Below are 15,084 nucleotides of genomic sequence, written 5' to 3' on the forward strand. Positions count from 1 at the left end.
CTTCGCATTGAAATATGGATATCTCAAAAAAGAGATACCCACATTTCAACACGACATGAACATCAACAACAATGATTGGAAATCCCTAGTTTTGAATACTACGAAGACAGGGTAGCTTTCATTTTTGGACAAGCACATGATTACTATAGCACTACTTATTACAAGTGGAAGTAGCTCACAACAATCAACCGTACCTTCAAGAGCAGGAATTATTACTGGTTGCTATTGGACAATGTAGGGAGTTGCATTTTAAAGAGATTCCAACTCCCTCTCTTATATGCTTCTAGAAGATAAATTACTGGTAATAATAGTATCTTGCAATAGGATTGCTTTGAAAAGATAAACGTCAAAATACAGGCATATATGTCATCAATTGCTAAATTATATTTAAAAAGATTTTTGCGTTATGTTATTCCTTTTTCTCTTGCATTAATATTAGCAAATAAAATACTTGATTTGGGAATGCATACGAGTGATCTGATTTTTACGACTTTGATAGCTGGGGGATTAAGTTTGGGGTCAATTACTAGAAAATAAGAAAAATCAGATTATTAGGAGAATACGATTTTGAAGTTTGGTTAAATGAATTTCTTTTATGAAAAAAGCCATTGGTATAAACCTCTCAGTGCTATTTATTTATTTGGCATTTTTCTTTAGCATTCTTTTGTTACAGAGTTATGATCAGGGACTGGCAAATACGGTGTTAATAATTTTGAATTTGGGCCTGATCTTATTTTTATTATTATTTAGAGAAATTAATTTTGAAAAAAATATATCTAAAAAATACAACACAAAAACTATTCTTTATAATATACTCCCCTTGTTTTTTTTAGGGATTTTTTATCATTTGTTTATTGACCCCTTAAATAATCTGCGATTTGTTTTGGGTACAGAAGCTGTGCATTCATCTAAGCTTCCCCTTCCTAAAATGTCCCTGTTTTTCTATTTTTACACGACTATTTTTGCACCTGTAATAGAAGAACTAGTTTTTAGACAGTATTTATTGAAGAAAACTATATTTCATACTAGAAAAATAACTTTTTCGATTTTTCTTACTTCTACTGCATTCGGTCTAATACATCTTCCTAATCTTAGTACCTGCTTGATCGCTTTTTTTTTTGAGTATATTTTGTTCATTGATTTATCTGAAGTATAAGAATATTATCTTCTCAATTATTTTTCATTTTTTCTTCAATTTTATTGGTGTATCATTAAAAACCCTTTTGATAACCAAATACTATGATTTATTATTATTGTTAAATTTCAACATACATTATTGGCTTGTTGTATCGACAAGTGGAATTGTCATATGCCTAATCTCTTATTATCAGTTTAGAAATTTAGAGCTATTCGAAGATGAAAAAATCCTCTAAAACAATATTAAACCCTGCTTAAATTTATCTCTTTAACAATTGGACTTTATTATTTCCGTTAAAAGAACTTAGGAGCTGTAAGCTTTCCACATTTCTAACCGTTTGCTAATCCAAAATTATAGTTTTTCCAGCTTTAAAATAGGTCGGTTTTCTTTATACTGTTTCTTGCAAGCCAATCTGTTTTAAAAAATGATTATCCATTACTGGTGGGCAACCTAGTGCACCACACACTAAAACGAAATGGAATCTAGGGTATTTTGAGAAATTCTCCCGTAGCAATTGATGTTTTATATCGTTGAGAGTGATACTTTTCCCACCTATTTCATACAAAGTTCCATCAAAAAAAACCTGGAATATCCAAAAGGTGACGTTAAGGGATAATTTTCGATTTTCCCCTAACGACCGAAAGGTTGTGCCCATTTATCCAAAAGGCTTCGAACTCGCTGCCATTACCCATATCTACCGAAATTCCCTTTGCCATTTCAATTAACCCAATTAAAGCTTTTGGGTTTTCCTATATCATTTTAGAATATACCCAACCATCCTTGACGTAAGCCTTTAAAACGAGATCCTACTTTTAGAAAAATCCAGCTATACGCTGAGAATGGCCTTAACCAATCGATAACAATGCTACAAATACCAACAACATCTTATTATTTTCAATATTCTTAATGTTAATTGGTTATAAAAGTTGGGCAACTCTTCTATTAATACCGTGTAAGATATCCATAAAAGCTAATCCTTGGAGGTGTTGGCAATCAATGCTGGCCACTATCGTCCGTATTGTCCTCACGATACTTGCAGCAAGGGTGAATGTTGTCATAGACCTCGTCCGTGGCCTTGAGCTCCTTGGTGTCGTGGCCCACGGCAACAATGGCGGTCTTGATCTTCATGGGGTCGGTCTTGCGCTCGTCTATGATCAGGGAAAGCTGGTGCGTGGGAATGTCCCATAGGGCATACTTCACTCCCTTTACGTTCAGGGCGGCCTTTTCAATGCGCTCTTTGCACATACCGCATTTCCCATTGACCTCCATCACCAGCTTCTTGTTCTTTTCCTGGGCGAAGGTTACCCCCATCATCAATGCCATTACCGCTGTTAAGATCGTTTTTTTCATGCTTCTTTCTTTTTAATGGTGATTCCCCTTTTGCTTGCCGCAACTGGGGCGTTTCGTTTTTAATGATTGTGTTCATGCGCGCTTACCACGCTCTTTTTGTTTTACGTTTCATGATCCTTGGCCAAAACCGGCCATGGTGCTTTAGGGCAATTTATACCGGAAACCCAGATAGAACATACGCCCCATGATGGGGGCATACACAATACTGGTATCAAAATTCTGGCCAAAAGGGTCGTCCAGCCCCAAAATGGGGTTTGGCTGCCTAAAATTACTCAAATTTTCACCACCAAGGTACACCTCAAAGGCCGGGGAGAACACCTTGGTCACCTGGGCGTTCATGACCGTATAGGCTTCCGCGAATTCACCCAAACGAAACGCGGGCGGATTGGCCTCCGTATTGGGCAAACGCTGTTCGCCTTGGCTGTGCGAGGTAAAATCTAACTTCCATTGTGATCCATTTTCCTTGGGCGTGGTCTCATAGCCCATGTTCACAAAGAAACGGTGTTGGGCCTGCAAGGGTTTTTGCAAACGGCCGCGATTTCGGTAATCGGTCTGTACATCGTAGTATTTATAGGCCATACGGAGCTCAAGATTGCGCAAAACATTGTGGTTCAGCTCTACCTGAAAGCTGTTGGCATAACTCTGCCCCTCCAGGTTGTAAAAGGAAATGGCGCGCGGGTTCTCCCAATCCACCACAATTTGGTTGTTAAAGTCGGTCCGGTAAAAATCCAACGTCAGGTTTCCTTTGCGCTCCAAAAACACAAATCCCTGCAAAAAGCTCACCCCAAAGTTCCAGGCATCCTCAGCGTCCAGGCCGTAGATGCTCCCGCCTTGGTCCAGCAATTGGATCTGCCTGGAAGAGCCAAAAAGCTGTTGGTTCTCCGCAAAGATGTTGGCCGCGCGTCTTCCCCTACCAAAAGATCCGCGCAAACTGCCCAGTTTCCAGGGCGTATATCTAATGTGGAACCTGGGTGTAATGAAGGTGCCCAAGCGGTTGTGGGCATCCACGCGGAGGCCGGCGGTAAGGCTCACCTTTTCCACGTTCTCATAGGCATACTCAAAAAAAGCACCGCCAGAGACATCTTCCCGGGCAAAGCTGGAGGTGTTCACCAACTCGTCATAGCTGTCATAGGCAAAGGTGAGCCCTGTTTTAAACGTGTTTCGGGTATCGCCAATAATGGAATTGAACATAAGGTTGGAATACACACTGTTATGGTCAATATCATACCGGTTGAAACCGAAATAGGATTCCTGTTGATGGTTGCTGTACGATGCCTGGAAACCCAAGCTCTGGAAGGGAAGTGCCGGGAACACATAGCCCAGTTTCACCGAACTGTCAAAGCGGCGGGTATCGATCTCGCTGCCCCATCCATTGGTGGTGAACCGATCGGTCTGCGGGTCAAAGCCCACCTGCCCCACTTGTTTGCGATCGTCCAGGTAGCGTACATTGAAAAAACTGATGAAGCCCGTTTCCGGATTTTGGTACTGCCAACGGTTCATGATGTTTATCTGGTCTGCCAGGGGCGCATCCAGAAATCCGTCGCGGTTGCCGTCCTCCTCTTGGCTCCTTTTGTTCCCATGTATGTACAGGCCGGTGCTCCATTTATCGCCCAACTTTTGGTTCAAGTGGGTATTGAGCTCCAACCGGCCGTTCTGGTTGGCATAGCCGTTCACGAACACCCGTTTGTCCGTGAAGGGCTTTACCAGTTCGGTATTGATCTGTCCCGAGATGCTCTCGTACCCGTTCACCACACTGCCCGCGCCCTTGGTGATCTGTATGCTCTCTACCCAAGTGCCCGGGGTAAAGGTAAGTCCGTAGGTCTGTGAGGCCCCGCGCACCATGGGGATGTTCTCTTGGGTAATGAGCAGGTAGGGGCTGGTGAGGCCCAGCATCTGGATCTGTTTGGTGCCGGTGAGCGCGTCCGCAAAATTGACGTCTATGGCGGGATTGGTCTCAAAACTCTCGGACAGGTTGCAGCAGGCCGCCTTGAGCAATTCCTCGCTGTTTATGGTCACCACGTTGCGGGCACTGAAAAAAGCCTTCTCCACCGCTTCTCGCTTTTGTTGCACCGTTACCTCGTCCAGGGTGGCGGAGGGCCGTAGCACGTGACTCAGGGTTTTGGCCTCGGTCACGGTCAGGGTGTCCGTTTCAAACCCCACATAGCTAATGACCAGTTTGGTGTACTCCCCGGTAAAGGGGATGCTAAAGCTCCCCTTGGCATCCGTTACGGTGCCCATTTGGGAATTCAGCCAATAGACATTGGCCCCGTTGAGCCCTTGCCGTGCAGTGGCGGCACCGCCATCGTACACGGTGCCCCCCACATTTTCTTGGGCAGTGGCGCCCAAGGGCAACAAGAAAGCCCATAGGCCCAGCAAAAGGCCCCTCGAAAGGGATTCCATTTTTTTCATAAGTACCATCATCATTGCGCCATCTTTATTTTAACGTTCCCAAGGTGTCCATCACGGAGCCGCAGGCCAACATGGCGCTGCCGTAGTACGGATTGGCTATGGCCTGCTCCATACTTAACCAATTTGCCCCCGAATTATTGTTGGCCATGGGGCAGGTTTGCACATAAACGGGGGCGGGCATACCATCCACCGCCTTCAGCATGGGGATGAGGGCCTCGTTGAAGCGTACAAAATGAGCTCGTTGCCGCTCCAGCTCCTCGTTCCCGGCCATGGCCTTCAACATCTCAAGGCCTTGTTCCAGGCTCGCTTTTTCCGGCCCTTCCAGTGCCTTGGTCTCCATATTTTCCAAAAACGGTCCCATCTTTTGGGCGGCGGCCCTTGCGGCCACTGGATCTCCCAGCACCAAGGCTTCTTTTAGGGCCATGTAAGCGGGCAAACTGCCCCATAATTTCTTCTGATGGGCTTCCGGATATTGGAGGTTTACCGGCGCCGCGGTCTCCCCATCCCCGTTTCCTTTGGCCATCATGGAAGGTTTTCCCATCAGCTGTGCGGCGGCATCCACGTTAAAGGTGCCCTGGGTCACCACCTCGTCCCCGGGCCGTAGTCCGGAAAGAACGCGGTAGCCATTGCCCACCACCCCTCCCAATTGAACCTCCCGTAGTTCAAAAATGGGGTGTTCCGGGTCTGGCTTCAGGTACACCACGGAGCGTTCGCCCGTCCAGAGCACGGCACTTTCGGGCACCACCAACAGCTCGTTTTCTGTTTGGGCCCTCTCCTGCAGCACCCCTGTTACGAACATACCGGGCTTTAGGCGGCCGTTGGCATTGTCCAGTACGGCCCGCACTTCCACCGTCCTGCCCACGGGATCCATCACGGGGTTCACAAAACTGACCTTGGCCGGGAGGGTTACATCCGGCAGGGCATTGACCCCGATCTCCATGGGTTGCCCCCCACGGATGCCGGACACTTGGTTTTCGTAGGCATCGAACACGGCCCAGACCGTGCTCAGGTTGGCCACTTTGAACATGGGCGCCCCTTGGGCCACATAATCGCCCCGATCCACCAAGATTTCAGAAACGGTGCCGGATACGTTGGCGTAAATGGGAAAATACTCCTTCACGGTTTGGGAGCGTTCGATTGCCAAGATCTGTGCGTCCGTCAATTTCCATAACTCCAATTTTTTGCGAACGGCATGGTAGAGGGCGGGCTGGGCCTCCTTTAGACCGGAAGCGCTGATCAGTTCTTGCTGGGCCGCCACCAATTCGGGGGAGTAGATGGTGGCGAGTTGCTGTCCCTTGCGCACCTCCTCCCCTTCATAGTTTACGAAGCGTTTCTCCAGGCGACCGCTGAAATAGGCCGCCTGTACGGCCACGGCCTCCTGGTTCTCTTCTATGGTACCGGAAAGGATCAGGTTGTTTCCACTGGTCTCGCCCTCCCCAAGGACGGTGGTGGCAATATTGGCCAGGGCCATGGCATTTTCCGTCAACTTAAATTGTGAGACGGCCAAGCCATCGGCATTTTCGGCAGCGGGAATCAGGTCCATTCCGCAAATGGGGCAGTCCCCGGCATCGGGCTGCATGATCTGGGGGTGCATGGAACAGGTATATTGTGCCGTGTTCGTGGCCTGGGCACCGTGATCGTGCCCGTTTAGGCCGGAACCCTTGTCCCCGGTCCCAAAAATGAGGTAGCCCCCGAGCAGGCCCACCAAAAGGGCACCTGCCATAAAAAGTACGTTCTTTTTCATCCTATAACCATTTAAACATCAATTTTAGCCGTCCTTAATCTTAGGGCATTGGCGATCACGGAGACCGAGCTAAAGCTCATGGCCGCCGCTGCTATCATGGGACTGAGCAATATCCCAAAAAAAGGGTACAGGACCCCGGCCGCAATGGGTACGCCCAAGGTGTTGTACAACAGGGCAAAAAACAGGTTTTGCTTAATGTTGCCCATGACCTTATGGCTCAGGTTCCTCGCCCTTACAATACCGTGCAGTTCTCCCTTGACCAGGGTCATGGCCGCGCTCTCAATGGCCACATCGGTGCCCGTGCCCATGGCAATGCCCACGTCGCTTTGGGCCAGGGCCGGGGCATCGTTGATGCCGTCACCGGCCATGGCCACCGTTTTTCCTTTTTCTTGGAGTCGCTTTACTTCCCTCAGTTTGTCCTCGGGGAGCAATCCGGCCTTGAATTGCCTTACATTCATTTCCTTGGCCACAGCGGCGGCGGTATGCTCGTTGTCGCCCGTGAGCATGATCACCTCCATTCCCTTGTTCTGTAGGGCCGCAACGGCCTTGGCACTGCTCTTTTTTATCCGATCTCCAATGACCACATAGCCCACAACCTCTTTATCCAGCGCCAAAAAGGAGACGGTTCTCCCCTTCTTTTGTTGGGCCAGGGCCGCCTCTTTCAGGGCAACGGGCACCGTGGCACCCGCATGTTCCATCATCCCCACATTGCCCAGGGATGCTTTTTTTCCATCCACCTGGCCCTGGACCCCTTTGCCCGTAATGGCCTGGAACTCCAATACATCCGCATACCCCATATCCTGTGCTTGGGCATGGGCCACGGTGGCCGCTGCCAAGGGGTGCTCGCTTCTCTGGTTCAAAGCGGCCATATACTGAAGCACCTTGTTGGTTTCCAGTCCTTGCACGGCGGAGACAACATGCGTCACGGTGGGTTTCCCCTCGGTAAGGGTACCGGTCTTGTCCACAATGAGAACGTTTACCCGATCCATTTTTTCCAGGGCCTCGGCATTTTTTATGAGCACACCGTTCTGTGCGCCCTTGCCCACCCCCACCATGACGGACATGGGCGTGGCCAGCCCCAGGGCACAGGGACAGGCAATGATCAATACCGCAATGGCGTTCACCAGGGCATAGACATAGGCGGGTTCCGGGCCCCAGACGGCCCATACCACAAAGGTGATGACGGCCACCAAGACCACCGCCGGCACAAAATAGCCCGAGACGCGATCGGCCAGGTTCTGTATCGGGGCCCGGGTACGGCTGGCCTCGTTCACCATTTGCACAATTTGGGACAAAAGGGTGTCTGCCCCCACTTTTTCGGCCCGCATCAAAAAAGACCTATTTCCGTTTATGGTGCCACTGCGAACGGTATCCCCGACCGATTTTTGCACCGGAACCGGTTCCCCCGTAATCATGGCCTCATCCACCGAGGTGGCGCCTTCGGTCAACACCCCATCCACCGGGATCTTTTCCCCGGGCTTCACCCTTAAAATATCGCCCCGCTCCACGGCGTCCAAGGACACGGTTTCCTCCTTTCCCTGAACCACCCGTACGGCCGTATTGGGTGCCAATTGCAGCAGTTCCTTCACGGCGGCATTGGTCTTGCCGTGGGCCCTGGCCTCCAACAATTGCCCCAACAACACCAAAGTGAGGATCACGGTGGCCGCTTCAAAATAGACATGTACCGTGCCGGAATCGGTCTTGAACTGATCGGGGAAGAAATCTGGAAACAGCAATCCGAAAACACTGAAGGTCCACGCCACCCCGGCACCAATGCCTATGAGGGTGAACATGTTCAGGTTCCAGGTCTTTAGGCTACGGTAGGCGCGCTCAAAGAACATCCAAGTGGCGTAGAACACCACGGGCAGGGAAAGGGCAAACTGGATGTAGTTCCAGTACTGCACCCCCAATACAGTGTACAGCGGATTGTTGGGCCACATCTCGGACATGGCAATGATGAAAATGGGAAGGGTAAAGGCCAGGGCGATGCCAAATTTGTGCCGAAGTTTTATATAGCTCTTTTCCTCTGCCGAAGCCTCGGGGGCCATGGGCACCAGATCCATCCCGCAAATGGGGCAGCTGCCCATTTCCTCTTGCACCACTTCGGGGTGCATGGGGCAGGTGTACGCTGTGCGGCCGCCAACGAGCATGTTCTGCTCTTCCACCAGGTCCATGCCGCACACGGGGCAATCCCCGGCCGCTGGGTAGGTAGTGTCGCCCTCACAGTGCATGGGGCAATAAAACGTACCGGTTCCCTGCCCGGTGTTGGCACTTTCTTTCTTCAATTTTTTAGGGTCAGGGGCGGTGCCGGGCAGATGAATGCCGTAGTGGCCACCATCTGCTTCAAGGGCATTGGAGAAGACGTCCAGACCAATATGCCCTTCCATTTCAATGACCGCTTCCGCTTTTTCCAGGTCCACGGAGGCCTTCACTACACCGGGAACCCCGTTCAGGGTCCTCTCCACGTGGGTCCTACAGCCGTTGCAGCTCATGCCGTGTATGTGATAGGTATGTTTCATCTGTTTCTTTTTACTGTTTTTTAGAGCGCGTAAATGACCGCAGTGCGCTCACATTAAAAATAGGGAACATCGCCTTTTGCAAAGTGATTTTTTAAATTTCCCAATGCTTGTTTCATCTCTCATTTTTTCAAAGTTGCACTTCTTGGTTCAATGTGGTTTGATGTTCCCCTTCCGTTTAACCCCACTCCGTTTTTGTTGGCCCCAAACCCAGGGTGCACCATTGTTTTCTTGTTAGGTTCCATGGGTTAAATAATTCAGCACGGCGGCTTGCCCATAATAGTTTTTTACCGCCTCTATGCGCTGTATTTCCAATTTCAGTTGAAGCTCTTGAAGCTGCAGCACCTCGCTAAAATCCAAAGTGCCGGTCTCATAGTTCTTCACCAGAATGGTCTCTGCGGTTTTGGCCTGTTCCAGGTTTTTGAGCTGGGTGGCATGGTTGATCTTGGCCACTTCCATCTTGCCCACGGCGGTGGCCAAAAGCGAGTTCAAGGTGTTTTTGCGCTGCTCCCGTTCCCTGTCAATGACCTCTTGCCGCAGTTTGTTCTGAACGGAGCGCGATTTATGGCGACTGTTGAAAATGGGAATGGACAGGGAGACCATGGGCATGATGATGTCCTTGCCGTTATCGTCAAAGACCAGTCCCTCACGGTCCGCCACCGGGATATAGTCCAACCCCAGCCCCACATTGGGCCTGGATTCCTTTTGGTTCAAGAGTTCCGACTGGGTCACGGACGCGTAGAGCCTGTCATACTTTTCCAGTTCCGGGTGCAGTTCCGGGATGGCCATCCCGCCCAGATCCATATCAAAAATCGGAAGGCTATCCACTACCGCAACGGGCTGTTCCGCATCGCGGTTCAACAAAAAATTGAAGTTTTGTTCTTGGGATGCCCGCTCGCGTTGCAAAATGGCCATTTGGGCCAAGAGTTCGTTCTGCCTAATTTGCAGCCGCAGCACATCCACGGCAGTGGCCCTGCCCACGGATACGGAAGCAAGGGCCAAGTTCTCATAGGTCTGTAAAAGCTGTAGGTTTTCCTGGAGCACCCCCTGCTTTTTCTTTAGGGCATAGAGTGCATAATAGGCTTGGGAAACCGCCAGGCGAAGTTTCCGTTTTACAATGGCGATCTCCAGGTAATCCACATCGGCCACTGCGGTGCCGTAGCGTTCCCGGGCGGTTATGGTGCCAAACCAGGGGAGCATTTGCTTTATGGAAAAACGGGCTTTCTGTGCACCGGTCCTGGTTTCCGGCTCACTGACAAAGACACCGACCCCCAACTCCGTATTGGGCAGGGCGTTGGCCTCTTCCACACGTTCCTTGGCCAAATGGTACTTTGTTTCAAAGGCCTGCACCTCGGGGTTGTTGGCCTCGGCCTGTAGCAAATAGGTGTTGAGGTCCTGGGCCCGGAGGCTGGGGGCACCGCACAGGCAAAAAAGCACGAGAACGGCACCGCTCCAAAAGCGGGCTTGCTCCATAGGGTACACTTCTTTTAGCTTCCTCATTGCGTTTCGGTTTTTGGTGTGGTATTGGCAATCCCCTTCTCCAGTCGCCACTCTGCCCGCCAGGAATAGAGCACGGGCACCACGAACAAGGTGATCAGGGCGATCAGCATGCCGCCAAAGGAGGGAATGGCCATGGGGATCATGATATCGCTTCCCCTCCCGGTGGAGGTAAGCACGGGCAACAGGGCCAAAAGGGTGGTGGCCGTGGTCATGAGACAGGGCCGTATGCGCTTTTCCCCGGCTTCTAGCACCGAGGCCCTTACGGATTCCTTTGTGGTGGGTTGGTTGCGATCAAAGGTCTGGGTCAGGTAGGTGGCCATGACCACCCCATCGTCCGTGGCAATGCCAAAGAGGGCAATGAAGCCCACCCAAACCGCCACGCTCAGGTTTATGGGGCCCATTTGGAACAGCTCCCGAAGGTTCTCCCCAAAGAAGTTGACGTTCAGGAACCAATCCTGGCCGTAGCCCCAAATCATGAGAAAGCCCCCGGCAAAGGCCACGGCAATGCCACTGAACACCATTAGGGAGGTGGCCACCGATCGGAACTGAAAATACAAGATCAAAAAGATAATGACCAAAACCAGTGGCACCACCACGGACAAGGTCCTTTCTGCCCTTATCTGATTCTCGTAGGTGCCGGTGAATTGGTAGCTTATTCCTTTGGGAACCACCAATTGGCCCTGGGCAATCTTGGTCTGGATCACCTTTTGGGCATTTTCCACCACGGTCACTTCGGCAAATCCGTCCAATTTATCGAACAGCACATGGCCCACCAAAAAGCTGTCCTCGCTTTTAATGACCTGCGGCCCTTCTTCGTACCGAATGTCCACCAGCTCCCCCAAGGGTATCGGATTTCCGTTGGCCACGGGAACGTATATGTTCTTTAGGTCGTTCGGGGAGTCCCGCAGCTCTCGTGGATATCGCACCCGCACCCCATAGCGTTCCCTTCCCTCCACGGTGCGGGTCAGGGAAATGCCGCCCACGGCCACTTCCAGCACCCGTTGCACATCCTCCACCAAAAGTCCGTAGCGCGCCAAGGCCTCCCGGTCCACATCCATTAGGAGGTAGGGCTTGCCCACGATCCTGTCCGCAAAAACAGCGGCCGCCTTTACCCCTTCCGCCTCTTTCAGCAAAGCTTCCAGCTGCATCCCAAAAGCCTCTATCTGTCTTAGGTTCTGCCCCTTTACCTTGATGCCCATGGGCGCGCGCATCCCGGTCTGCAGCATGACCAAACGGGTCTCAATGGGCTGCAGCTTTGGGGCAGAAGTGACCCCTGGCAAGCGGGTGGCCCGCACAATTTCTTCCCAAATGGCGTTGGGCGAATCTATCTGGGGGCGCCACTGCCTGTAATACTCCCCCCCGGCATCGGGAACCAGGTCCTGGAACCCCAAACGGGCAAAATTGGCCATTTCCGCGCTCATGGGGCTGCGCTCCCCGTGGCCCCAGAGGTTCGGGTTGGCCACCGTGCCCCCTTGGCGCAATACAAAGTGGCCCTCCCCGTTCACCTTGAACCGTTGGCGTTCGCCATCCGGGTTGCGCACGTATTCCGATTTGTACTGAATGATGTTCTCGTACATGGACAGGGGTGCGGGATCCAGGGCAGATGCTGCCCTACCCGCCTTGCCCACCACGGTCTGCACCTCCGGAATGGCGGCCACTGCCATATCCAGTTGCTGCAATACCCGCCTGTTCTCGGCCACTCCCGCGTGGGGCAGGGAGGTGGGCATCAGCAGAAAAGAGCCCTCGTCCAGCGCCGGCATGAACTCTTTGCCGGTGTTTTGCATGATCAGAAAACCAAACAGCACCAGGGCCGTTGGCACCGACAAAAAAGCCATTTTATGGCCTAGGGCCCACGCCAGTATTTGGCGGTAATGACGCCGAAATAGGATAAACGTGCCCAAGAGCCCAAAACAGGGCACCCCCACAAAGAGCAAATTGATCGGAATGCCCCGGTCAAAGCCCAAGGGGCGCCAATAGTTGGCCAACAGGAAGACAATGGCAGTGGCCGAAATGACAATGTTGAGCAGGTTGGCCTGTTGATCGGTAAGGGCAGCTCCCTTGAAGAGGCGCCCTGCCAGTTCTGCGTTCTTCAGCGGCCTGACCGTACCAAAGGCCATGAGCAGCAGTCCCATCCAATATCCGTAAACCACCGCCAAGAGTCCGCCAATGATCAGCAGGCCGCTGAGCACATAGCCCATAAAGCTCTTGCTCCTTTTTTTTCTGAACAGCAAGGCGGCAAAGGGCGGTATGAGGAAGAGGGCCACCACCAACGAGGCCGTAAGGGCAAAGGTTTTGGTAAAGGCCAGGGGGCGGAACAATTTGCCCTCCGCACCGATCATGGTAAAGACAGGGATAAAACTGATGATGGTGGTCATCACGGCCGTTACAATGGCCCCGGACACCTCTGTGGTGGCCTTGTACACCACTTGGTCAATGGGCCCTTGATCGTTGTCTTCTTCAAGATGCCTAACGATGTTTTCCACCAGTATAACGCCAACGTCCACCATGGTGCCAATGGCAATGGCAATCCCGGAGAGGGCCACGATATTGGCATCCACACCAAAGGCCTTCATGGCAATGAACACCATGAGCACCGCCACGGGCAAGAGGCCCGAGATGAGCACGGAGGCCCTTAGGTTAAAGACCATGACCACAATGACCAAGATGGTGATCAAAATCTCCAGGGTAAGCGCCTCGTTGAGGGTGCCCAAGGTCTCCTTGATCAGCTCCGTGCGATCGTAGAACGGGACAATGGTAAGTTGGGAGGTACGGCCGTCCGCCAACTGCTTGGAGGGCAAGCCCGTACTCAGTTCCGCTATCTTTTCCTTTACGTGGGATATGACCTCCATGGGATTTGCGCCGTAGCGGGCCACGACCACACCGCCCACCACCTCGGCCCCCTCCTTGTCCAGAATACCGCGCCGGGCGGCCGGGCCCATGGTAACCTGGGCAATGTCCTTGATGCGAAGGGAGGTATATTCCTTGGAGGAGACCACGGCGTTCTTGATATCTTCCGTGGACTGTATGTAGCCCAGCCCGCGCACCAAGTACTCCACCTGGTTAATTTCCAAGGTCTGGGCCCCAACATCCCGGTTGCTCTGTTTCACCGCCCTGACCACCTGCTCCAGCCCAATGTTGTACTGGCGCATTTTCTCGGGGTCCACATTGATCTGGTACTCCTGCACATGGCCCCCAATGGACGCCACCTCGGCCACCCCGCTGGCAGACGAGAGCGCATATTTTACATAATAGTCCTGTACGCTCCTGAGTTCCGGAAGGTCCCAACCCCCGGTAACCCTACCCTGGGCATCACGGCCTTCCAGGGTGTACCAAAAGATCTGCCCCAATCCGGTGGCATCCGGCCCCAGGGAAGGATTCACGCCGTCCGGCAAAAGGTTGTCCGGCAGGGCATTCAATTTTTCAAGGATACGGCTACGGCTCCAATAAAATTCCACATCTTCCTCAAAAATGATGTAGATACTGGACAGGCCGAACATGGAAGAGCTCCGTATGGTCCGTACCCCGGGCATGCCCATCAGGGCCGTGGTGAGCGGGTAGGTGATCTGGTCCTCCATATCCTGGGGCGATCGGCCGGGCCATTCGGTGAACACGATCTGCTGGTTCTCCCCAATATCCGGAATGGCGTCCACGGCCACGGGATCTGCGGGCAAAACATCGGTCTGCCAATCAAAGGGGGCATTGATCGTGCCCCAGCCCACGAACAGCAGCAATAGCAACACCGCCACAAGTTTGTTCTCTACAAGAAATTTAATGCCTCTGTTTAGCATCTGACAAGGAAATTGAACTTTTTAACATCCATTGAAAAACAACGAACACCACAAAATGCCCCAATACGGCAGGGGCCGCAGGGCGTGATGGTAAAAGTTCAAAAGGTCATATCAGGAAAGTCTGGTCCAGAATCTGTACGTCCCGGATCAGGGGAGGCGGCACATAGTCCGCGTAGGGAACCGCTTTTTCGGCAGCTTCACGGTATAGATGTGCCCAGGATCGGGCAAAAGCAACGACAAAAAATTGTTGGTCCAGGGAGAGTTGCTGCCAAGAGGCCTTTAGATGCTCTTGCCCCTCCAAAACAATTTCTATGTCCGAGCAACAGGCCATACTTGGGGCAACATCATCACAAGGACTGGATGGGTTAACCTTGGCCATTTGCATCATACAGGTCTCGGCCTCATCAAAAAGACTGAAATCCACCAAGTGATCGCCACAATAGTGCATGTCCATGGAAACGGACACGGTGGAGCCCAAAATCAAAAGGGCCATAAAGGAAGCCAATATGTTGCGGCCAAATGTTTTCACCCTGCAAAAGTACAATTTCAAAATGATGGAGCACATCAACTTAACAGATTTTTAAACGAACCACGGTTGCGGATGTCCTTATTAAGGTCGATTTTTGGTGCCTCATTAAA

Annotated in this window: 10 protein-coding genes; 2 read left to right on the forward strand and 8 right to left on the reverse strand. The window is 51.6% G+C overall.

Annotated elements, in window-relative coordinates:
* Positions 1-363 precede the first annotated feature (363 nt).
* Positions 364-537 (forward strand): hypothetical protein, encoded by a 174-nt coding sequence (locus tag ACKWCC_RS12490; RefSeq protein ID WP_413996278.1) that lies wholly within the window; start codon positions 364-366, stop codon positions 535-537.
* Between the two features lie 58 nt (positions 538-595).
* Positions 596-1,156, forward strand: a complete 561-nt coding sequence (locus tag ACKWCC_RS12495; protein WP_413996279.1) for a CPBP family intramembrane glutamic endopeptidase — start codon at positions 596-598, stop codon at positions 1,154-1,156.
* 370 nt (positions 1,157-1,526) lie between these two features.
* Here ACKWCC_RS12495 and ACKWCC_RS12500 read toward each other — a convergent pair whose 3' ends face one another.
* From ACKWCC_RS12500 to ACKWCC_RS12535, 8 genes are all read right to left on the reverse strand, one after another.
* Positions 1,527-1,793 carry a DUF547 domain-containing protein gene (locus ACKWCC_RS12500; RefSeq protein ID WP_413996280.1) on the reverse strand — a complete coding sequence of 89 codons (267 nt, stop codon included), beginning with the start codon at positions 1,791-1,793 and terminating at the stop codon, positions 1,527-1,529.
* A gap of 338 nt (positions 1,794-2,131) precedes the next feature.
* A complete protein-coding gene (locus ACKWCC_RS12505) occupies positions 2,132-2,488 on the reverse strand; it encodes a heavy-metal-associated domain-containing protein (RefSeq protein WP_413996281.1) in 357 nt (118 codons plus the stop codon).
* 141 nt (positions 2,489-2,629) lie between these two features.
* Positions 2,630-4,912: a TonB-dependent receptor gene (locus ACKWCC_RS12510; protein WP_413996282.1), complete on the reverse strand. Its 2,283-nt coding sequence runs from the start codon at positions 4,910-4,912 to the stop codon at positions 2,630-2,632.
* Between the two features lie 10 nt (positions 4,913-4,922).
* Positions 4,923-6,641, reverse strand: coding sequence for an efflux RND transporter periplasmic adaptor subunit (locus ACKWCC_RS12515; protein WP_413996283.1), 1,719 nt, complete (start codon positions 6,639-6,641; stop codon positions 4,923-4,925).
* An 11-nt stretch (positions 6,642-6,652) separates the two neighbouring features.
* Complete coding sequence (locus ACKWCC_RS12520) at positions 6,653-9,160, reverse strand: heavy metal translocating P-type ATPase (protein ID WP_413996284.1); 2,508 nt, start codon at positions 9,158-9,160, stop codon at positions 6,653-6,655.
* Between the two features lie 231 nt (positions 9,161-9,391).
* On the reverse strand, positions 9,392-10,657 hold the full coding sequence (locus ACKWCC_RS12525; RefSeq protein WP_413996285.1) for a TolC family protein: 1,266 nt from the start codon (positions 10,655-10,657) through the stop codon (positions 9,392-9,394).
* Positions 10,654-14,445 carry an efflux RND transporter permease subunit gene (locus ACKWCC_RS12530; protein ID WP_413996286.1) on the reverse strand — a complete coding sequence of 1,264 codons (3,792 nt, stop codon included), beginning with the start codon at positions 14,443-14,445 and terminating at the stop codon, positions 10,654-10,656. Before ACKWCC_RS12530 ends, ACKWCC_RS12525 begins: the two co-directional genes overlap by 4 nt.
* A gap of 106 nt (positions 14,446-14,551) precedes the next feature.
* On the reverse strand, positions 14,552-15,010 hold the full coding sequence (locus tag ACKWCC_RS12535) for an HYC_CC_PP family protein (RefSeq protein WP_413996287.1): 459 nt from the start codon (positions 15,008-15,010) through the stop codon (positions 14,552-14,554).
* Positions 15,011-15,084 lie beyond the last annotated feature (74 nt).

Origin of the sequence: Maribacter aquimarinus, from assembly GCF_047345505.1 — a bacterium.
Lineage (GTDB): Bacteria > Bacteroidota > Bacteroidia > Flavobacteriales > Flavobacteriaceae > Maribacter.